Annotated in this window: 22 protein-coding genes and 1 other annotated feature; of the genes, 17 read left to right on the top strand and 5 right to left on the bottom strand. The window is 33.7% G+C overall.

The window, feature by feature from the left end; translation table 11 throughout:
• Positions 1-154: 154 nt before the first annotated feature.
• Positions 155-1,180 (bottom strand): bile acid:sodium symporter family protein, encoded by a 1,026-nt coding sequence (locus tag T513_RS0105765; protein WP_029069844.1) that lies wholly within the window; start codon positions 1,178-1,180, stop codon positions 155-157.
• Positions 1,181-1,221: 41 nt separating this feature from the next.
• Positions 1,222-1,447, bottom strand: a binding site (T-box leader).
• 366 nt (positions 1,448-1,813) lie between these two features.
• Here T513_RS0105765 and T513_RS0105760 point away from each other — a divergent pair.
• The 7 genes from T513_RS0105760 to T513_RS11750 all read left to right on the top strand — a co-directional run bounded on the left by T513_RS0105760 (position 1,814) and on the right by T513_RS11750 (position 6,560).
• The gene (locus tag T513_RS0105760; RefSeq protein ID WP_029069845.1) at positions 1,814-2,083 is read left to right on the top strand and encodes a GNAT family N-acetyltransferase; all 270 of its coding nucleotides are present in this window, start codon (positions 1,814-1,816) and stop codon (positions 2,081-2,083) included.
• A gap of 117 nt (positions 2,084-2,200) precedes the next feature.
• Complete coding sequence (locus T513_RS0105755; RefSeq protein WP_031589348.1) at positions 2,201-2,923, top strand: hypothetical protein; 723 nt, start codon at positions 2,201-2,203, stop codon at positions 2,921-2,923.
• A gap of 91 nt (positions 2,924-3,014) precedes the next feature.
• On the top strand, positions 3,015-3,890 hold the full coding sequence (locus T513_RS0105750) for an ABC transporter ATP-binding protein (protein ID WP_031589347.1): 876 nt from the start codon (positions 3,015-3,017) through the stop codon (positions 3,888-3,890).
• Positions 3,887-4,660 carry an ABC transporter permease subunit gene (locus T513_RS0105745; RefSeq protein ID WP_031589346.1) on the top strand — a complete coding sequence of 258 codons (774 nt, stop codon included), beginning with the start codon at positions 3,887-3,889 and terminating at the stop codon, positions 4,658-4,660. The genes T513_RS0105750 and T513_RS0105745 overlap by 4 nt, the downstream gene beginning before the upstream one ends.
• Positions 4,661-4,757: 97 nt before the next feature.
• Positions 4,758-5,132 carry a GntR family transcriptional regulator gene (locus T513_RS0105740; protein ID WP_031589345.1) on the top strand — a complete coding sequence of 125 codons (375 nt, stop codon included), beginning with the start codon at positions 4,758-4,760 and terminating at the stop codon, positions 5,130-5,132.
• Position 5,133: 1 nt separating this feature from the next.
• The gene (locus T513_RS0105735; protein WP_031589344.1) at positions 5,134-5,958 is read left to right on the top strand and encodes an ABC transporter ATP-binding protein; all 825 of its coding nucleotides are present in this window, start codon (positions 5,134-5,136) and stop codon (positions 5,956-5,958) included.
• The gene (locus T513_RS11750) at positions 5,955-6,560 is read left to right on the top strand and encodes an ABC-2 transporter permease (RefSeq protein WP_051654407.1); all 606 of its coding nucleotides are present in this window, start codon (positions 5,955-5,957) and stop codon (positions 6,558-6,560) included. Before T513_RS0105735 ends, T513_RS11750 begins: the two co-directional genes overlap by 4 nt.
• Positions 6,561-6,580: 20 nt before the next feature.
• On the opposite strand, the gene T513_RS0105725 is transcribed toward T513_RS11750, so the two are convergent.
• Complete coding sequence (locus T513_RS0105725) at positions 6,581-7,153, bottom strand: hypothetical protein (protein ID WP_031589342.1); 573 nt, start codon at positions 7,151-7,153, stop codon at positions 6,581-6,583.
• 5 nt (positions 7,154-7,158) lie between these two features.
• On the bottom strand, positions 7,159-7,689 hold the full coding sequence (locus T513_RS0105720; protein WP_029069852.1) for a helix-turn-helix domain-containing protein: 531 nt from the start codon (positions 7,687-7,689) through the stop codon (positions 7,159-7,161).
• A gap of 139 nt (positions 7,690-7,828) precedes the next feature.
• Here T513_RS0105720 and T513_RS0105715 point away from each other — a divergent pair, with 139 nt between their 5' ends.
• Genes T513_RS0105715 through T513_RS0105705 form a run of 3 tightly spaced genes read left to right on the top strand, consistent with a single transcriptional unit; the run spans position 7,829 to position 8,898 of the window.
• Complete coding sequence (locus T513_RS0105715) at positions 7,829-8,053, top strand: hypothetical protein (protein ID WP_031589341.1); 225 nt, start codon at positions 7,829-7,831, stop codon at positions 8,051-8,053.
• 20 nt (positions 8,054-8,073) lie between these two features.
• A complete protein-coding gene (locus T513_RS12180) occupies positions 8,074-8,235 on the top strand; it encodes a hypothetical protein (RefSeq protein ID WP_155266075.1) in 162 nt (53 codons plus the stop codon).
• A 57-nt stretch (positions 8,236-8,292) separates the two neighbouring features.
• Positions 8,293-8,898 carry a hypothetical protein gene (locus tag T513_RS0105705; RefSeq protein WP_031589340.1) on the top strand — a complete coding sequence of 202 codons (606 nt, stop codon included), beginning with the start codon at positions 8,293-8,295 and terminating at the stop codon, positions 8,896-8,898.
• A gap of 27 nt (positions 8,899-8,925) precedes the next feature.
• Here T513_RS0105705 and T513_RS0105700 read toward each other — a convergent pair whose 3' ends face one another.
• Positions 8,926-9,549 (bottom strand): hypothetical protein, encoded by a 624-nt coding sequence (locus tag T513_RS0105700; RefSeq protein ID WP_031589339.1) that lies wholly within the window; start codon positions 9,547-9,549, stop codon positions 8,926-8,928.
• Between the two features lie 212 nt (positions 9,550-9,761).
• On the opposite strand from T513_RS0105700, the gene T513_RS0105695 reads away from it, so the two are divergent.
• From T513_RS0105695 to T513_RS11745, 4 genes are all read left to right on the top strand, one after another.
• Positions 9,762-10,469 carry an HAD family hydrolase gene (locus T513_RS0105695; RefSeq protein WP_238551733.1) on the top strand — a complete coding sequence of 236 codons (708 nt, stop codon included), beginning with the start codon at positions 9,762-9,764 and terminating at the stop codon, positions 10,467-10,469.
• A 45-nt stretch (positions 10,470-10,514) separates the two neighbouring features.
• Positions 10,515-10,808: a Dabb family protein gene (locus T513_RS0105690; RefSeq protein WP_031589337.1), complete on the top strand. Its 294-nt coding sequence runs from the start codon at positions 10,515-10,517 to the stop codon at positions 10,806-10,808.
• Positions 10,809-11,036: 228 nt separating this feature from the next.
• Positions 11,037-11,561 (top strand): hypothetical protein, encoded by a 525-nt coding sequence (locus tag T513_RS0105685; RefSeq protein ID WP_031589336.1) that lies wholly within the window; start codon positions 11,037-11,039, stop codon positions 11,559-11,561.
• 145 nt (positions 11,562-11,706) lie between these two features.
• Complete coding sequence (locus T513_RS11745; protein ID WP_051654406.1) at positions 11,707-15,534, top strand: EAL domain-containing protein; 3,828 nt, start codon at positions 11,707-11,709, stop codon at positions 15,532-15,534.
• 45 nt (positions 15,535-15,579) lie between these two features.
• Here T513_RS11745 and T513_RS0105675 read toward each other — a convergent pair whose 3' ends face one another.
• The gene (locus tag T513_RS0105675; RefSeq protein ID WP_031589334.1) at positions 15,580-16,395 is read right to left on the bottom strand and encodes a purine-nucleoside phosphorylase; all 816 of its coding nucleotides are present in this window, start codon (positions 16,393-16,395) and stop codon (positions 15,580-15,582) included.
• An 84-nt stretch (positions 16,396-16,479) separates the two neighbouring features.
• Between T513_RS0105675 and T513_RS0105670 the strand changes: the two genes are divergently transcribed.
• The 3 genes from T513_RS0105670 to cls are packed head-to-tail and all read left to right on the top strand — an operon-like array spanning position 16,480 to position 19,629.
• On the top strand, positions 16,480-17,754 hold the full coding sequence (locus tag T513_RS0105670) for an HD domain-containing protein (RefSeq protein ID WP_031589333.1): 1,275 nt from the start codon (positions 16,480-16,482) through the stop codon (positions 17,752-17,754).
• Entirely contained in the window at positions 17,732-18,115 is a 384-nt protein-coding gene (locus tag T513_RS0105665; protein WP_029069861.1) for a DUF1934 family protein, read from the top strand. Before T513_RS0105670 ends, T513_RS0105665 begins: the two co-directional genes overlap by 23 nt.
• Positions 18,112-19,629, top strand: coding sequence for a cardiolipin synthase (cls, locus tag T513_RS0105660; RefSeq protein WP_029069862.1), 1,518 nt, complete (start codon positions 18,112-18,114; stop codon positions 19,627-19,629). The genes T513_RS0105665 and cls overlap by 4 nt, the downstream gene beginning before the upstream one ends.
• Positions 19,630-19,701 lie beyond the last annotated feature (72 nt).

Raw genomic sequence — 19,701 nt, 5'->3', positions numbered from 1 at the left:
TATCACATATTTTTTGATAATCACAAGATAATTATGCCACGAAGTATTTATATACTGTAATTGTAGTAAAGATAAAGCTACAACTTATTCATAATTTCCCTTCATACAATGATTAACTCAAAACAAAAGGACAAGCAATGCTTGTCCTTTTGGCTTAGAATTCAGTCTGTGTGCTTTTGTTTTTAACTGATACAGAACGTTTATCCATCTGAGCATATAGCGCAGCGATAAGTGTTCCGGAAATAGAATGCCATACACAAGAGACAGCGCAGATGATTGCGGCTTGAGGCAATGCGGCAAACTGTGCAGTTGTAGTAACAAGGTTAGTTGCTAAACCGGCATTCTGCATACCAACTTCGATTGAGATTGTACGTTTTTTCTTAACGTTCATACCAGCAAGTTTACCAGCTAAGTATCCAAGTGCATATCCTAAGCTATTATGTAAGAAAACTGCAACGAATACGACAACACCTGAAGTGAAGAAGTTTTCTCCCTGAGAAGAAACAACACCACCAACAACGCATGCTAGACCAATAACTGCGATACCAGGCATTACGCTCTGTAATTCTTTAAATACTTTATGCTGACCAAATTTGTGGTTAAGATAGAATCCAACAGCGATAGGTAAAAGAACTGTTTCTAAGATAGAAACGAACATTGGGAATCCATGGATGCTGATCTTAGCACCATGAGCAAGCAATGAAACCATGATTGGAGTCATAACTGGTGAAAGAAGTGTAGAAACAGTAGTCATTCCAACAGAGAAAGCAACATCACCACCACAAAGGTATGACATGATATTAGAAGAAACCCCACCTGGACAGCATCCAACAAGAATTAATCCTAATGCGATAGCAGGTGAAAGATTAAGAACCTTTGTTAAAGTGTAAGCCAAGAATGGCATGATCAAGTACTGTGCACATGCACCAATACAGATATCAAAAGGACGAGCTGCTAAGATCTTGAAATCTTCAGTAGTTAGAGTCAATCCCATAGTGAACATGATAATGCCGATAATCAATGATTGGTTAGTGAATTTGTTTCCAACAAAATCAAAGAATAATGAGAAGTTGACCCAGCTCATTAAGCTATGAGCAAAAAATGTTACGATTGCGACAGCAATAACAAACAATGCTGTGTAATCAGATAAAAGTTTACTGCATTTCTGTAAAAATTTCATATAAAATATCCCCCTTTGAGCAAATAAAAAATTCGTTCCAATATAGGAACGAATATATCCGCGGTACCATCCTTTTTCCATGTTAAACATGACACTTTACGTACAACCATACGCTATCCATATAACGGTGGAAACCGGCTAGATCTACTATATTGTTCAATCCGCTTCTTAGGGACGATACTGTAATCATCAGCAAATCTGTTTTCACCAGCCACAGACTCTCTGATTGCCTTCCTGATCACAACGTGTTCCCGTCATTGAATTTTTTATTTTGCTCTTGCGTATATAATAGACCTCACTTTTTTAAAAGTCAACAAATATTTGTTAAAAAGACAATTATATATATTTCTATTTATGAAAATGGTGTATATTTGGTCAAAAATATATTATAACCTTTTATGTCAAAAAGATATCCTTTATAATAGGTGTATCAATGGATAAAGCAATGACAGTGATATGCCAAATAAATATCTTATTAAGTTCTTCTATTTTCAATTTTTTGCTTATCTATTAATCCACAGTCAGTTATTGATTATTGATATTTATTAAGCATTTATATTGAAAAACAGAAGATAAATCGTTATTCTTGAATTAAGAAGTATCTCATGTGTTGATTTTACAAGGAGGATAAAAATGATAACTGTAAATTATGAAGCAGACCGTAATCGTGCTGCAGCTTATGATGATGAAAAGAAAAACATTTTAGTTGGTGTATGTACATATAAAGAAGAAGATCAGACATGGATTATTGATCATACTGAAGTGAATGCTGGTTATGAAGGTCAGGGAATCGCAAGACGCCTTGTAGACACTATTATTGATGAAGCATTAAGACAAAATATCACATTAAAGTCTGTATGCTCTTATGCTACAAGAGTATTGGAAAAAAGGAATTTACTGTAAACTCTATCTGTTTTGATAGAGTTTTTTATATAAATCCAGTTTTTAGGTTCACAATAGGACATATGACCATGTTATTTTTTCTGATTGTTTTATAATGAAATAGCAGAGGTGTATATTATGGGGGAAAATGTTTATTTAATCTTTGAAGAAAGCTATCAGGACTACGGTCATCATTTAAAAAGTCCTGTCCAGTTTTTTACGGAGGATCATGATGCCTGTAGAGAGATGGATCATTTGCTTTTAAGCAATCTTAAAGATGCTCTTTCTTATTCATCATTGGTAGAATTTCATAAAAAAAGTCTATTTCATATTATTGAGAAACTTTATCATTCATCAGATGAGGAAAGTGGGAAGTATAATTATATGTTAGGTGATGAAAAACTGGTCGTTACTTTTACATGTAATTGTATTGAAATATTTCTTTATAAAGAAATGGGTTCTGACTATATGCATCGTATTCAGTTAAAACGTATTTATAAACATATAATAGATACTAAGCCTTATATGCTTTTATGTGCAGGTGTAAATGATCGTGAGTTTGCGGCATTTGATATACTGTTCTTTTCTTCGTTTTATGAAGCATCATCTTTTATGCATTGTCATTATCATGATAATCTTGATTTGTTAAAGAAGGAACTTGTTTCTTCAAGAAAGATGATTGAGGATATTGAAAAAGAAATTGACCAGACAATCCTTCAAGGACAAGAAGTCATTTCTTCATATAATATTGAAGATAAACTGCTGATGTGTTTTATGGATGAAACACAATGCTATATGGATTTAAGTAAAAATAATGAAAACTGTATTTATACCATGGAAATAATGCAGTTGCCACATTGAGCTTGCGAGAGCTCTTTTTTTGTATGTGGGCTTTTATTTTTATATGTTATTACAATATGATATGATTATGATATAAGAAAGGGGGACTAATATGAATGCTATTGAATTGCGTGATCTAACGAAAAGTTATGGGAAATCACGTGGCATTGATAAGTTGAATCTTAGTGTAGAAGAAGGAGAATTCTTCGGTTTCATCGGTCCAAATGGAGCTGGAAAATCGACAGCTATTCGTACAATGCTAGGATTGTTGCGTTATCAGTCTGGAGAAGGGTATATTTTTGGGAAAGATATTAGGAAAGATAAGATAGAGATTTTATCTGAGGTTGGTTACATGCCTTCGGAAGTCTTTTTTTATCCTAAGATGAAAGTGAAACAGGTGATTGCCTACACTGCTAAGCTTAAAAACAAAAAATGTGTTGATGAAGCTTATAAGCTTTGTGAACGTTTATCACTTGATACTACTAAACGTGTTAATCAGCTTTCATTAGGAAACAAGAAGAAGCTTTCTATTGTTATTGCATTGATGCATAAGCCTAGACTTCTTATTATGGATGAACCAACAAGTGGATTGGATCCGCTTGTTCAAAAAGAATTTTTTTCTATCTTGAAGGAACTTCATCAGGAAGGAACAACGATCTTTTTATCAAGTCACAACCTGCTTGAAATACAAAGATATTGTGAACGTGCTGCCATTATTCGAGAAGGACATATCATTGCCTGTGATTATGTACGTACGCTTATGCACAGTACGACTAAACGAATAACTCTTACAGGAGATATTGATTTTACAATCGATGGTATGGAAAATCTTAAAAAAGAAGATGGCCAAGTGTCATTCCTTTATCGTGGTCATATGAAATCACTATTAAAGATGCTTTCAGAAGAAAAAATCAGTGATATTAATATTGAAGATCCTGATCTTGAAGAAGTTTTCTTGCACTACTATAAGGAAGGTGATGAACTATGACACTATTTCTACAGGAGTTAAAAAGAGGACGAAAAGTCCTATTGATCTGGAGTCTTCTTGTTGCTTTCTTTGTAGCTGTATGTATTCTTGTTTACCCTGAAATGAAAAATATGAAGGCAGACTTTTCTAATATGGGTGCCTTCAGTTCTGCCTTTGGTTTAAATCAATTTAACTTCTTAACATTCTTTGGATTCTATGGTGTAGAATGTGGCATGATGATGACCTTAGGTGGTTCATTATATGCGGCTTTTATTGGCATAAACATTATATCTAAAGAAGAATATGAAAAAACTGCAGATTTCCTTTTAACTCAGCCCTACTCAAGAGGAAAAGTCGCATTCATTAAGTTTATAGCCATGCAGATTCAAGTTATACTATTTAACCTATTAATGCTGATAGCTGCAATCATATGCATGATTATCATCAAACAGGATTTCCTTGTGAGAGAATTCTATCTTATCCATATGGCAGTTGTCTTTATCAATATGGTTATCGCAAGTATATCCTATTCACTTTCTTGTTTCTTAAGACAAAATGGTACAGGGATTGGATTAGGACTAGCTGTTCTGCTGTATTTTGTTTATATTGTAGGCAATATCTCAAATCAAAAAGAGTTATTTGGTAAGCTTTCACCTTTCTCATTAAGTGATACCGCAGATATTCTTACAAAACATGTATTGAATGGTACAGTCATTATAATATGGACAGTTGTAAGTATCGTTATGGTTTGTATTGGACTAATTAAATATGTAAGAAAAGACATCTATTAAAAGCACTACTTAGGTAGTGTTTTTTTTAATAAACAGTGTATAACACTTTACAAACTGTTGTATACTGTTATATACTGTTTATAGAAAGGAGGGCCATATGAATATAATTATTAATACCCAAGGAATGGTACCTATTTATGAACAGATTGTAGATCAGATAAAAAAGAGTATCTATAATGAAGAACTTAAAGAAAAAGATAAATTGCCCTCTGTACGTTCATTGTCCAATACGCTAAGAATTAGCGCATTGACTGTTAATAAAGCGTATGATGCTTTAGAACAAGAAGGACTTATCATTACAGTACATGGCAAAGGGAGCTATATTGCACCAGTGGATCGAAATGTTGTTCATGAACAGCAGGTAAAAGACATTGAAAAAGAGTTATCTGGAATAATGAAAAAAGCAAGGAGAAGTGGATTAAGTAATGAAGATGTATTAGACATTATGAAAATGATTATGGAGGAATCATAGTATGCTAAAAATGCAGAACGTAAAGAAAACGTATAAGGATTTTCAGTTGGATGTTTCACTAGAAATAAAAAGTGGTACAGTAGTAGGATTGCTTGGCGAAAATGGTTCAGGTAAAACAACAGTATTTAAGGCATTGCTAGGTTTGATTTCAATCGATGAAGGCTCTATTTATAGTGTTGAAGACAAGAATGATGTAGGTGTTGTCTTTTCAGATTCTATGTTAAGTCAGTATTATACAGTTAAGGATATTTCTACTATCTTAAAGGCCTTCTATAAACACTTTGATGAAAAATTCTTTTTAACGAAAGCAGTTGAGATGAAACTCCCATTAAAAAAGACTATTAAAAAGTTTTCTACAGGTATGAAGGCCAAACTGAAAGTACTGATGGCACTTTCTCATCAGGCTAAGGTTCTGATCTTAGATGAACCTACAACTGGACTTGATATATCCGCAAGAATGGATATCTATGATATGCTTAGAGACTATATGGAAGAAGATGAAAGTCGTACAATTCTTATCAGTTCTCATATCACCAATGATTTAGATACATTGTGTGATGAAATCTATATTATCAATGATGGAAAAATCAATTTCCATGAAGATATTGATCGTATTAATGAAACATATGGTTTAATAAAATGTAGTGAAAAAGAATGGCAGACTTTAGATAAGCAGTTTATCTCTAATTACTGTAAAGAGAAATGGGGATATGGTGCTATTACTAATGAAAAACAATTCTACCTAGAAAATTATCCTAAAATGATTATTGAAAATATAAATCTCGATGATATTTTACTCATGAACATTAAAGGAGAAAGACTATGAAGGCTCTACTGATCAAAGATTTAATGACTATGAAGAAGTACAGTATGGGAATCTTGTATGGATTTATTATTATTGTTTTTGTAAATCTGATTTCTGAGAAGATCTATTTTGAACAGATGGTACCCATGTTGATGTATATGATGTGTGTACAAACATTAACGACAATTACTTACGATGAATATGACAACGGTTATCCTCTCTTGTTTACATTGCCATTTACAAGAACACAGTATGTGTTAAGTAAATATGTCTTAAGTATTCTTTCTATTTTGCCAATTATCATTGTTTGGCTGATTTATTCATTGATTATTGGTGCTAATATTCAAATGATCTTTATATCATTGTTATTATATATATTTGCGTCTTCACTTTATATTCCTATCTATCTTTACTTTGGATCAGCAAAATCAACTGTCGCGATGGTGTTACTTTCATTTATTATCATTGGTTCTATCGCGTTGCTCTTTAATTTAGTAGGTTTTGCGACAATAATAAAATTATTACAGGGCTTCAAGGTAATCATGGTTTCTATTGGAGTACTGTTATTCATGTTGATGTCTATCCTAATTTCAAGAGCAGTTATGTTAAAGAAAGATTTTTAAAAGAGACCCTTAGGTCTCTTTTAAATTGAAAAATCTGATTCTCCATAATATGCGTATTCTTGTGCAATATAGGTTGTCTTGATTGTCATCAATAAAAGCTTATCTACTTCTTCACTTGTAGCATTGATGATCATTTCTGTATTAGCGATTACATATTTGTGTGGATATTCTGGTTCATTGTTTTTCCAAGAAGCATAGCGCTTCTTTCCATCAATGAAAAGCATTTCTTCAGTAGGCCAGAATTCTCCTAGGATCATTGGTTCTCTTGATTCTCTTTCTTCTTGAAGATAATCAGGAAGAACATCCTTAAACAATGATTCAAATGTCGCTAGATCGACAAGCTGAGGCATCTGGTAATGTAAGGCTTCTTTTAGTTTATTGAGATCAATATCAATAGGAAGTTCTTCTTGGAAAACATGAAGAATGATTGTCTTAAGATCTTTTGATGTTTCTTTTTGACTATCAGGAATATGTTCTAGTATATTCTGATATTTATTATGTAGTTTATTCTTTATTTCTTCATCTTCAATAAGAGGAAGAATACGATCTTCTACTTTGTTAATTGTATCTTTAATTAAAGCAATTTTATGCAAAACTATTACCTCTCTATACTTCTTTTTTCGTTGCGAATCAGTTCGAATTTTTCTTTGTCTATTTTCCCTGAGGCAATTGTATCACTGACCCAAAGATTAAGTGCGTCCGCAGTTATGGATATTTTTTCTAGCTGATTGGCAATCATCGCAAAATCTTCTAGTTCATCATCAGAGATGATCCCATCTTCGGTGATTTCAATAAGTCGATCTTTTTCTTTGTTTAATGTATTTAATGTAGAAAGTGTACTTAATACAATCTCTGATAATGATGAGATATGCACATCATGACGATGAATCTTGCCGATAGCACATTCATGTGAACAAAAATGATGAATGAGTGAAGGTTTATTATAAGCCTTTGCAAGGGCAAGAATATCTTCAGGATGAGGCTGAATCTTTTCGTTCTCTATTTTTTCTAGACGACTGGCAGTGATGATACCTTCCGTACGTTCACTTGCTTCTAGTCTAGTTAGTCCTTGTTCTTCTCTTGTAAGAAAGTAAATATTTTTATTTTCCTTGATTGATCTTTTTCCCATTGTGTTCTCCTTACTCTTAAGTATATCTTAATTTGCCAAAAAGGCAAATTAGCACTTTTTATTTTCATAATTTAGATATTTGAAATCACATACTCTTTGATTATAATAGGTATATATAATATGAAAGAAGGTGGGGCGTATGTTCACATTATTAGTTATGACAATGTTTATTGTATTTCTTATTATCTTTGGAAGTTTATTCTCATTGGCATTAAAGGCATCTTGGGGAATTGTAAAAATTGCTTTTAGCTTACTTGCCCTTCCGCTAGTACTAATCGGAATGGTCATGTCAGGCTTTGCCTTGCTTTTATTACCGGGATTATTAATCTTGGTGCTATTGCTTATATTTGGACTTGTACTTTAGTGCGAAGGGGGAAGGTTGCATTGGAAAGTCCGGTATTACCTATTGAAATGTATATTTGGCTATTGACACATAAAGGAAAAAGAAGAGCTCAGGAGCTCTTTGACCTCGTACAGAGTGGTGAAATGGATGTGTATAGTGTACAAAAATTAATACAGAAGGAAACAATAAAAGGTCATATATAAAAAGTATGTTATAATAAAGAAGCTCATAATGAGCTTTTTTTAAAGGAGAAAAAGAACATGAAAAAATATCTCATGGCTATGCTTGTTTTCATTTTAGCAGGATGCCAGACGCATCCTAAATTAAAAATTGCTTATGCATCTTACTACTGGGATCAAGAGACGCATATTCTTTATTATGCCTGTCAGCTTACTAATCATTCTGGAAAAGAAGCTGTCTATCCAAGTGTTAATGTGAAAGTCAAAGGGATGGATTTAACTGAAGAAGCTTCTCTTAGCAGTATGAAAGATGGTGAACAGGGGATTGTTGCAGGGAATATAATGTGTGAAAGTGAAGTAAAGGGTGTAAGCTTTACAACAAGTGTAGAATCATGGAGAAAAGATCGCGGATTGGCTGATATTAGTCAATATAAGATCAATAATGTAAAAGTAGAAAAAGATGATCTTGGTGGAATAGTCTTTAAAGGAAATGTTTCTAATAAATCATCTGATACAACACCACCTTTGATGGTATCCGTACTTCTTATAAGAAATAAAAAAGGAGTAGGTGGGAACAGTGTACAATTAGATGAAATAAACAAGAAAAAAAGTTCTTCATTTGAAATAGAACTATCCCATGTTCCTTCATATGATCGCTATATTATTCAAGTTTCAAGAGCACTATAAAAGGGAGTCACGTGACTCCCTTTCTTTTTACCAATTTGTCGCAATATCTGTCTGATTATGATTGCTTGATACAAATGAACCTGTATCACATACAATACCTAATCCTAAAGATGTTTCATAGATAGAACCAAGTGGTCTTCTTGCTTGATCAGCTGCAATCATAACATAGTTACCAAGCATCTTAACACCATCACTTCTTACCCAATACTTATCAGTATTACCATGGTTTCTCATAATACGAACAACACCGTTCATATTTAAGTTGTAATATGTTTCCTTACCATTAGGACCAGTAATAGCACCAGCTGATTTAGTTAATCTTGAACTAGTAGTTCTTACAGACTGAACAGCCTTATATGTTTCACTATTTTCAATGTCTGATACATTTTCTGCTTTAAAGTAAGTATAGAACTTAACACCATTTTTAATAGTATATTTCTTATATTTGGCCATCTGCATTGCCTTATGAGCAATCTTAACCTTACGAGAAGCTGTTTTTGTAGCAGCATCTAAGGTATGAGTAATAGGAAGAGCGATTTCCTGATTACTTGTTTTGGCAGCTGCCTGATCTATTGAAAGTGCACTTAATCCTAGTGCCAATGTCATCATCATAACAATTTTTAAAAGCGACTTACTAAATAATTTCTTCATACAGTGGGTCTCCTTTTTTTAATTCTTAAGAATACCTTTCATAATTCTTAAGCAGTTCTTACATATTTCTTAACTACTTCTTAAGTAATTCTTAAGTTTTTCTTAATATACACAATTTATTCCGATATGTAAAGAGTTTTTCCTGTAATGAAAATATTTAGGATGTTTTCTTTTAATAAGAAATACACTATAATGACAGCTAGAAAAGAGGTATGGACATGTATAGAGCAGCTATTTTTGATATGGATGGCACAATTCTTAATACTATCGAAGACCTGACTTCCGCATTAAACTATGCGATGAAAAAAGCTGGTCATAGACATAATTACAGTGTAGAAGAAGTAAAACAGTTTTTTGGCAGTGGTGTGAAGGTAGCCATGATGAGAGCTATTGCTTATGAAGAAGGAATGAGTGGAGAAGAACTTGTCAAGGTGGGGACTGCAGATTCATCAGTTAAAGAAAGTGATGAGATTGATGATATCCAGAAAATCTTTAGACCATATTATAAAGAACACTGTAAAATCAAGACTGGACCATATGAGGGAATCTTGTCTTTATTAAAGATGCTAAGAAAAAAAGGAGTCAAGCTTGCGGTTGTTTCTAATAAACAAAATGATGCAGTATTGGAACTTGTAAAAGATCAATTTGAAGGCTACTTTGATTTTGTTATTGGAGAAAAAGAAGGAATCAGAAGAAAACCGGCTCCAGATATGATTGAATCTTGCCTAGCAGAACTTCATGTCAATAAAGAAGAAGCAGTCTACATCGGCGATTCAGAAATAGATATTCAAAGTGCAAAGAATGCAAAGATGGATTGTGTGTCAGTATCCTGGGGCTTTAGAAAAAGAGCTTTTCTTGAACAGTATGAAAACATTCATATTGTAGATACAGTAGAAGAACTTAAAGCTTCTCTTCTCTAGACATGAGTACAGATATTTATTATTATAGACATGGAGGAAACAAAGATGGTAAAACACATTATTTTATGGCAGTTAGCTGAAGAATATAAGACAGAAGAAATCAAAAAAGGAATCAAGGAAGGTCTTGAAAGTCTTCAGGGAAAGATTCCTGGCATGATTGATATTCATGTACAGATTGATTGTCTTGAATCTTCAAATGCGGATGCATTATTAATTACTACTTTTGAAGATGAAGAATCATTAAAGGGATACGCAGTTCATCCAGAACATGCCGCAATCGCCAATACAAAAGTACGTCCTTATACATGCAGTCGTGTATGTATGGACTATGAAGATTAGTCATTTTTAAACATCGCGTAAGCGATGTTTTTTCTTTTGTGATGAAGATCTAAATGCTTAATTTTTAAATTAATATGTATTAAAATGTATTTATAATATATTGATGTTCAAAATGAAAGGAGAAGTGATAACGACACCACAATACTGATGATTTACAATTGATTACATTACAACTGCATATAATCGCATTTCAGTACAATTCTATCATCATGAAAGGAAATAACTTAATTGAAGCACATTTTTGGGAAGATATTGAATAAAAATGAATTAAGGGGAGAATTCTCAATCTGCAAGGATCTAAATAAGCAATTTGACAAAAACAAGTTAGGTCTTAAAGGTTTCGCAAAGTATGATAACTTGCTGCTAGTACAGTTTGCGAGGGAACAGGAAAAGCGCTATGGAGAACCGTTATACAGTAAAGAAACAGGATATCTTCAAAACAAATTGGAAGGGGTTGGCCAAGAACTAAGGACAATAAGAAAAGAAGGAGACAGATCAGAAGATGATGAAGTAACAAAACTTTCTAAAGAATTAAAGAATGAAGATGACATCAGTGATACACTCCTTCGCATCTATGATTATCTGCTTAAAAACTGGGATCTAGTATATAGTCTCCAAGCAACATATAGTGTTCTATCTGAGCTGACAGATATCCGAGGAAATTGGAAAAGCAATTCACGTGATAAAAGAGCCTATTATAAGATTCTCAGGTTTGTGGAGGATGAGAAAAACATGGATTTTATTGGGAAGTAGTCTATTTAAATACAAGTGGATGGTTAATGACTTATTACTTTATATAAATAAAACACGCTCAGGCGTGTTTTATTTTTTCAAAATCGTCAATTTATAGTAAAAAAATTGTATATGTGTTACCTTAATATTATAAGAGGGGATGACTATGAAAGAGAAGAAACAAGGTTTAACAATTGAAGAAATCCGTGAACAGCTTCAATGGGAAGAACGTCATGATGAACAGACTGGGACAATAAAAATTGCTTATCTTAGTCATTATGAAAAATTGTTTAAGAATAAGTATGTTCGTGTCGCATATATTCGTCTATATGGATTGAGCTATCTGCTTGATGTTAAAGGATACGCTGTCTGTGATGAAGTTCTTCATGTGGCAGGTTATATACTCGTAGATTACTTTGGAGAAAATTGTGTTTTCCGTGTAGGATTGGATGGTTTCTTGGTTGTAACTGAACATTTTGATGAAGAATGGCATTTCATTGATAAGTTAGAAGAGTATAGAAGCTTTATTACTTCATTTAAATTCTCTTTATCTAAACCTCAAGTAAAAGTATTTGTAGGTATTTCTGAAGGTAATGTCAATGATGAAAACACCATTGATAACATGTTGAATAATTGTAAAGAGAAGCAACGTATTGCTTTTGAAAACGATCTTTATTATGTGGATGATCATATCGAAGATTTGGAGGAGCTTTTAGGATATCATAAAGATGGTCGAAAAGATCATTTGACTGGTCTTATGAATATGGATGCTTTTATCGAGTATTCAAAGAGAATTATCAATACAGAATTCACGAAGAAACTTAAAAAGGTCATTATCTATTTTAATATTGAAAACTTTAAAGCTTATAATGAAAATTACGGCTTTGAAGCAGGAAATGAATTGATTCGAGACCTTGGCGCTGAACTTAAAAAAACATTCCCTAATCGACTGGTTTCCCGATTTGCGGAAGATCACTTCCTCGTATTGACATATGAAAAGGGAGTCGAAGAGAAAATTGAAAGTATCGCAACACAATTTTTGGCAAAATATATTACACTAAAAGCTGGTATTTATCGTGTGGATCATCTTGCCAGCAAGAACATTACGGTTGCCTGTGATAAGGCTAAGATTGCCTGCGATGCGATTAAACGTAAATATAATGTCCATTTCAACTATTTCAATAGTGAAATGGATTCTATGCTCAGACTAGAACAGCATATTGTCGATCATATTGATGAAGCATTACAAAAGAAATGGATCAAGATCTATTTCCAGCCAGTCATTAGAACGCTGTCTCAAAGCATCTGTGGCTTTGAGGCGCTTTCAAGATGGGATGATCCACAGTTTGGCATGATCAGACCGGATGTCTTTATTGGTGTGCTTGAACGCTATCATCTGATTACAAAGCTGAGTGATTATGTGGTGGATTGTATATGTGAGAAATATGCCTACTATGTCGATAAGGTACCGGTAGTTCCTGTCAGCGTTAATTTTTCTATACTTGATTTTGAATCTGCTAGTCTATTGGAAAGAATTGATCGTAAATTAGAAAAGGTTAATTTGCCAAGAGAAATGTTCCAGATTGAAGTTACTGAATCTTTATTAAGTAATAATCAGGACTATATGAAAAAACAGATTAAAAAGTTCAATGATGCAGGTTATCTGGTTTGGCTTGATGATTTTGGTAGTGGCTATTCTTCACTTAATGTCTTAAAAGACTACAAGGTTGATACACTAAAGATTGATATGCTTTTCTTGAAAAACTTCTCAGAACGTTCTAAGACCATTATTGAATTCGTGGTTAATATGGCTAAAGCTTTAGGTATTCATACTTTAGTTGAAGGTGTAGAGACAAAAGAACAGTTTGATTTCTTGAAGGATATTTGCTGTGAAAAGATTCAAGGGTATTACTTTGGTAAACCTGAACCGATGGACGATATTATGAATAAAGTCATCTGCGGTGAAGCTGATATTGAGGATCAAAATCAACGTTACTACTATAAAGATATTGGTAAAATTAATCCGCTCTCAAATGATCCATTTGGAGATGAAGGATTACATTTGACTAATGTTCCAATTGGAATATTCCAACAAAAGGATAATAAAGTAGAGTTTCTTTATACCAATGAGTTTTTTTTAAATGAATTGGTTTCTATAGGAATTGAAACGGAAGAGGAATTGGCAAGAAGAATTGAAGATCAAATAAGTTCCACAGCCAAAAGAGTGCAGGAAGCCTTGGATTCTCTTGAATACGGAGAAGAAACAAGTATGGATTTTATCGATGGAAAAAATCTTATTGCATTGCGTTATAAGAATATCGCGGCTGCTAAAGATCGTAAGGCATATCTCATGTCTGTAAGAAACTTATCAAAAGAATACTCGGTCTTACGAAATATGCGACTTGATGAGACAAAGCAGACAATTTATGCACTCTTTGATCAGGTTTATCTGGTTAATTTAAAGAATAATGCGGTTGAAACAATCTATACTCATGTGGGACTTAAGAAGGAAAACAATATTAGTAATTTAACACAGCTGATTGATAAGACTGTCAAAACTATGATCTACATAGATGATAGAGATCGATTCATTGAGTTTATGAATCTTGAAGATATTAATACAAGACTTGAGAAAACTCATGTCGTTTCAGAGGCATTCCGCTATGCGGAATCGAGTATGGAATATAAGTGGAGAATTTTTGAATTATCCTATGCCAATAATAAGGATCAAGTGATTTTCTCTATTAGACCACTAGATGAAAGCAAGAAAAATGTATACCTTAATTTCCATGGATATTCAGTTAGTAAAGATACTGGACTTACTGAAGAAGCTTTGTGGAATACACTTAAAGATCAGGTGCCAGCAGGATTGTTCTGGAAAGACACAAACCGTCGCTTTGTAGGTGTCAATAAGATGTTTAGAGACTATTATGACATCAAGTCAATGGATGACATTGTTGGTAAAAATGATGAAGAAATGGGCTGGCATGTGGATCCAGATCCATTTATGAACGATGAAATAAGAGTTCTTCAAAAAGGAGAACGAACAAGAAATGTACCCGGCAAATGTTTGTGTAAAGGTGAAAACAGAGAAATCGCGGCAAGCAAGATGCCAGTATACAATGATGGAAAGATTGTTGGATTACTGGGATACTTTGTGGATACCACTGATGAAAAGAAACGTGCAAATATTATCAAGAGCTTAGGAAATCATGATTCTGAGACAGGCATGCTTAATTGGAATGGCGTCATGTCTAATAGTATGTATTACATTGAAGGCTATCAATTAAGAAATCAGGAGTTTATGATTGTCTATATTAATGTTCTTAATATAACCTACTACAATCAGCTGCACGGAAAAGAAGTACTAACACACATGCTTCAAAATGTAGGAGAACAGATTTCTAAATATATTGGAGTAACTGGAGTTGTCGGCTATATCGGAATGGGGAAATTCGTTGTGTTGAAGCAGTTTGAAAATAAGGAAGATATGGTCAAAGTTAAGAGAGAACTCCTTGCGCATATTTCTACAGTTACCCAAGTTGATCGTATCAGTTTTACATTGCGATTTAATATTGGTGTATGTGCATTTAGTGAAACAAATGATATGGAACTTGCTTTTAGACTTGCTCAGCAGCGTGCTTCTAAGAATTATTCAGTTCAAGAAGACGATGATGTAAAACAGAAGATTGCGGAAGAAATGAATAAATATCAGGAAATATTTGATGTTGTAAGATGTGTAGATATCGATTCTTATAAGACATACATATTAGAAGACTGCAAATTAAAAGAAGTTAAAAAGCGTTGTTACGAGTTCTTTGAGAAAGATCATCCTTGCTCATCTTGTATTGCGAAAAAAGCACTGATTACACATGAAGAATGGGCAAAGATCATTTATAATGGTGCGACACACGTTGTCATTGCAAGAGCGATGCCTATTAAAGGAAGAAATTTTGTACTTATCTATACAAAGAAACTCAATAAAGAGAGTTAAAAAAACGGAGCTGACTACGATCAGCTCCGTGGTTTTTTTAATCCGTTAGAGAGTTTCAATAATATTTTTTAATAAAGAAACAAAATCTTTCTGTACCTTACTAGCAGTTTTTTGCACGTCCTCATGACTAAGCGTGTTCTTAGAAAGACCGGCTGCTCTATTGGTAATAAGAGAAATAGCCAAAGTCTCCATGCCACAATGTTTAGCCACAATGGCCTCTGGGATTGTGGACATGCCCACTACATCAGCACCAAGTGTTCTGAATGCGCGAATCTCTGCAGGCGTTTCAAATTGAGGACCAGCAAAGAAAGCATAGATGCCAGTCTTAAGATCAATATCAAGCTCTTTTGCACACTTGATGGCGTGCTCTCTTAAACGTGAAGAGTAGACATCGCTCATATCAGGGAAACGTGGACCAAAGTCAGAAAGGTTCTTGCCACGAAGTGGTGATGGGGCAAAGAAGCTGATGTGATCTTCTAATGCGCAAAGTGAACCTGGTGTGAGATCGTCACGAATGCCACCGCAGGCATTTGTGATAATTAATGTTTTAATTGACAATGATGAAAAGACGCGAATAGGAATGGTAATAAGTGATGTGTCGTGCCCTTCATAGTAATGGGTGCGACCTTTCATAATAAGAACGTTCTTATCCCCAATCTTTCCGACAATCAGTTTTCCTTCGTGTCCTTCAACAGTTGAAGTAGGAAAATGGGGAATCTCCTCATAAGGAATCTCTTTGAGTTCTTTCATATGATCAGTAAATGATCCTAGACCTGATCCTAATATGATTGCGACATCAATAGGATCATCTAGGTAAGAGTCAATATAATCTTTTGCTTCAAAAATCCAATGTTCATGCATTTCTATCACCTCATCTTTATTATAGCCTATTCTATTTGGCAGCTAATAGAGAAAATGATAGAATGTACAAAAGGAGTGATCAGTATGCGTAAAGAAGATTTTCGATTAGATGATGTGAAATTATTTGACAGTAAAGTATTTAGAGATGTCATTCATGGTTATGTACGTGTAGAACATACTCCAATATGGAAGCTGATCAATACCCCACAGATGCAAAGATTGCGTCGTATTAAACAGCTTGGTGGAACTTATATGGTTTTTCCTACTGCTGAACATTCTCGTTTTGTACATAGTTTAGGTGTATATGAGATTGTTAGAAATATCATTAATCTTGAACAGGTAAAAGATCATATCAATGATTATGAAAAACTGACAGTTATGTGTGCTGGACTTCTTCATGATATTGGGCATGGACCATTTTCTCATTCATTTGAGTCAGCTATGCGTACTAATCATGAAGAAATGACTGTGAAGATTATTAAAGAAACAGAAGTAGGTGACATTTTAAGGGACATTCATCCAGATTTACCTGAAGATGTGGCTAATATAATAGAACATAAAGGAAAGCCAATGCTTGTACAGATGGTCTCAAGTCAGTGTGATAGCGACCGTATGGATTATTTATTAAGAGACTCATACGCATGTGGTGTAACATATGGACAATTTGATATGTCACGTATTTTACGAACACTACGTATCGTTGATGATCGTATTGTTTTTAAGGAATCAGGTGTACAGGCAATAGAAGATTATATTCTTGCACGATATCATATGTATTGGCAGGTATATTATCATCCTACTGCAAGATCACATGAACAGCTGTTATATGCGATTATTAGACGTATTAGGGATCTTTATGAAGAAGGCTATTCTTTTCATGTCGCAATGGATTATCTTGAACCATTGTTAAAGGGTGATTTTAGTGTTGAACAATATGAAGATGTCGATGAAAATATGATGTTGACGTATTTTACATATTTCAAGAAAGAAAAAGATGCTATTTTAAGAGATCTTTGTACAAGATATATGGATCGTCATCTTCTTAAATATAGAACATATCATCATAAAGAAGATATTGCAGAAATTAAGGCTTTATCTGATAAAGAAGGATATGATTCACGATACTATGTTGCTAGTGATTTTACAAAAAATGTACCATATCGTCATTTTGAATTAGGAAACAATATCATGGATATTGAGATTCTAGAAGAAGATGGAACAATTGTGACATTGCCAGATAAATCAGAAATAGTAAATGCAATATTGCATGCTAAAGAAAAAGAAGATGAAAAGATCTTCTTTGTGAAAGAATTGAAACCACAGGTAGAGGAATATTATGAGAAAAAAGATTTATTATAAGAGTCTTTTCGATTACGGAGGACAAAAGGATAAAATAGAATATATTGAGTTAGGTACTTATATTAAAGAAGAAGAGCACCAGATTCGCATGAGTACAAAAGATGGAGAGATGCGTATTTTTTATGATGATGAAAATGTAAGACTTATGCATAATCAATCATTGTTAAGATTTAAAAAAGGTGAACGTATCTTAAATCACTATAAGACAATACAGGGTGAGATTCCACTTGTTAGTGAAGTGGAAAGCTTAAATTATACAAAAGATACTTTGCGTTTTATCTACCATCTTTATCAAGGGGAAACGCATGTCGCCCGTGTTTTCCTTTATGTACGTATGCAAGAGCCAGGCGTTTACGCATGAAGCTATTAAAAATCTTTTTAAGTAGATTAGTCATCTACATGACAATTATCTTATTTCAGGCTATCTATTTATTATTTGTGGCCTATCGTCTTGTAGAATACAATCAGCTTATTCACCTCTTCTTCATTATCCTTTCCTATAGCATTGCTATCTATCTTGTCTCTAAGGATGAAAATACGAATTACAAGATAGCGTGGATTATTGCGATACTTGTTTTACCTGATATAGGCGGACTGCTTTATATTCTTATCGGAAACAAGCGACCAAGTTTTTTACTTAGAAACAAACTGCTTCCCGGTATTGAGAAGATGAATGCTTTACGTCATCAGGATGAACAGATTAAAAAGACTATTATTAATAAGAAAACTATTTCTTTAGATTATCTTATCTCCCAGCATTTTCCTATTTATAAGAATACGGATACGATCTATTATTCTTTAGGAGATTATAATTATAGAGATATGTTGGCGGATTTAAGAAATGCGAAACACTTTATCTTTATGGAATACTTTATAGTATCAAAGGGATTGATGTTTGATACTATCTTTGAAATATTAAGAGAGAAAGTCAAGGAAGGCGTGGATGTACGTTTTATCTACGATGACTTTGGCTCAGTATCAACGATTCCATTTAAATTTAAGCAGAAATTACAGTCATGGGGAATTAAATGTGTGGCGTTCAATCGTTTTGTACCGCTGTTTTCAATCAGTCAGAACCACCGTGATCACCGTAAGATCTGTGTGATTGATGGCTATATTGGCTATTCTGGTGGATTCAATATCGCAGATGAATATATCAATGCGAAAGAACGTTTTGGACATTGGAAAGATACGGGTATACGTCTTGAAGGGGATGCGGTCTGGTCCTTGACGACAATGTTCTTATCGACATTCTATGCCTATTATCCAGATCTAGAGGAAGATGTGGATGCATTTCGACCGCATGTTCATCATCCTGAACCATTTAAGGGAAATGGCTATGTTCTTCCTTATGGTGATGAACCATTGGATGATGAATGGGTAGGAGAAAATGTCTACTTAAACCTGATTACCCATGCTTCGCGTGAAATAATGATAATGACACCCTATTTCATCATTGATGATACTATGTTAAAATCATTAACCTTAGCCGCTAAAAATGGCGTAAGAGTAAAAGTCTTTACCCCACATATTCCCGATAAGCGATTGGTCTTTCGTGTAACAAGAAGCTATTACTATCAGCTTATCAAGGCAGGAATTGAGGTATATGAGTATACACCAGGATTCCTTCACGCTAAAGTGATGATGGTCGATCGCAAGATTGCGACTGTGGGAACTATTAACTTTGATTACCGTTCACTCTATTTGCATTTTGAATGTAACACCTTACTTTATCAGTGTCATTGTATAGATGCCATATATCAGGATTTCAAGAATCTTGAGTATGTGAGTCAAAGAATGACGATTGAAGAGACTTGGCATTATAAGGTAGGTATAATTGAAGCGTTCTTAAGGCTCATTTCTCCGTTGTTGTAGATGAAAAAAACATTGACACCAACATGAAATATGATATGGTATTAAAGGTTAAAAAACGAGAAAAGGAGAGAT

This window comes from Kandleria vitulina DSM 20405, from assembly GCF_000702065.1.
In the GTDB taxonomy this organism is placed as follows: Bacteria; Bacillota_I; Bacilli_A; order Erysipelotrichales; family Coprobacillaceae; genus Kandleria; species Kandleria vitulina.
Note: the sequence above shows the minus strand (reverse complement) of the source record. Positions and strands in the feature narration are given on the sequence as shown.

Coding starts and splice junctions, on each gene's coding strand:
- T513_RS0105735 (WP_031589344.1), top strand. CDS start 5,134: ATGCTAAAAATGCAGAACGTAAAGAAAACGTATAAGGATTTTCAGTTG.
- T513_RS0105765 (WP_029069844.1), bottom strand. CDS start 1,180: ATGAAATTTTTACAGAAATGCAGTAAACTTTTATCTGATTACACAGCA.
- T513_RS11745 (WP_051654406.1), top strand. CDS start 11,707: ATGAAAGAGAAGAAACAAGGTTTAACAATTGAAGAAATCCGTGAACAG.
- cls (WP_029069862.1), top strand. CDS start 18,112: ATGAAGCTATTAAAAATCTTTTTAAGTAGATTAGTCATCTACATGACA.
- T513_RS0105755 (WP_031589348.1), top strand. CDS start 2,201: ATGGGGGAAAATGTTTATTTAATCTTTGAAGAAAGCTATCAGGACTAC.
- T513_RS0105675 (WP_031589334.1), bottom strand. CDS start 16,395: ATGCATGAACATTGGATTTTTGAAGCAAAAGATTATATTGACTCTTAC.
- T513_RS11750 (WP_051654407.1), top strand. CDS start 5,955: ATGAAGGCTCTACTGATCAAAGATTTAATGACTATGAAGAAGTACAGT.
- T513_RS0105745 (WP_031589346.1), top strand. CDS start 3,887: ATGACACTATTTCTACAGGAGTTAAAAAGAGGACGAAAAGTCCTATTG.
- T513_RS0105720 (WP_029069852.1), bottom strand. CDS start 7,689: ATGGGAAAAAGATCAATCAAGGAAAATAAAAATATTTACTTTCTTACA.
- T513_RS0105760 (WP_029069845.1), top strand. CDS start 1,814: ATGATAACTGTAAATTATGAAGCAGACCGTAATCGTGCTGCAGCTTAT.
- T513_RS0105690 (WP_031589337.1), top strand. CDS start 10,515: ATGGTAAAACACATTATTTTATGGCAGTTAGCTGAAGAATATAAGACA.
- T513_RS0105665 (WP_029069861.1), top strand. CDS start 17,732: ATGAGAAAAAAGATTTATTATAAGAGTCTTTTCGATTACGGAGGACAA.
- T513_RS0105750 (WP_031589347.1), top strand. CDS start 3,015: ATGAATGCTATTGAATTGCGTGATCTAACGAAAAGTTATGGGAAATCA.
- T513_RS0105700 (WP_031589339.1), bottom strand. CDS start 9,549: ATGAAGAAATTATTTAGTAAGTCGCTTTTAAAAATTGTTATGATGATG.
- T513_RS0105705 (WP_031589340.1), top strand. CDS start 8,293: ATGAAAAAATATCTCATGGCTATGCTTGTTTTCATTTTAGCAGGATGC.
- T513_RS0105695 (WP_238551733.1), top strand. CDS start 9,762: ATGGACATGTATAGAGCAGCTATTTTTGATATGGATGGCACAATTCTT.
- T513_RS0105715 (WP_031589341.1), top strand. CDS start 7,829: ATGTTCACATTATTAGTTATGACAATGTTTATTGTATTTCTTATTATC.
- T513_RS0105740 (WP_031589345.1), top strand. CDS start 4,758: ATGAATATAATTATTAATACCCAAGGAATGGTACCTATTTATGAACAG.
- T513_RS0105670 (WP_031589333.1), top strand. CDS start 16,480: ATGCGTAAAGAAGATTTTCGATTAGATGATGTGAAATTATTTGACAGT.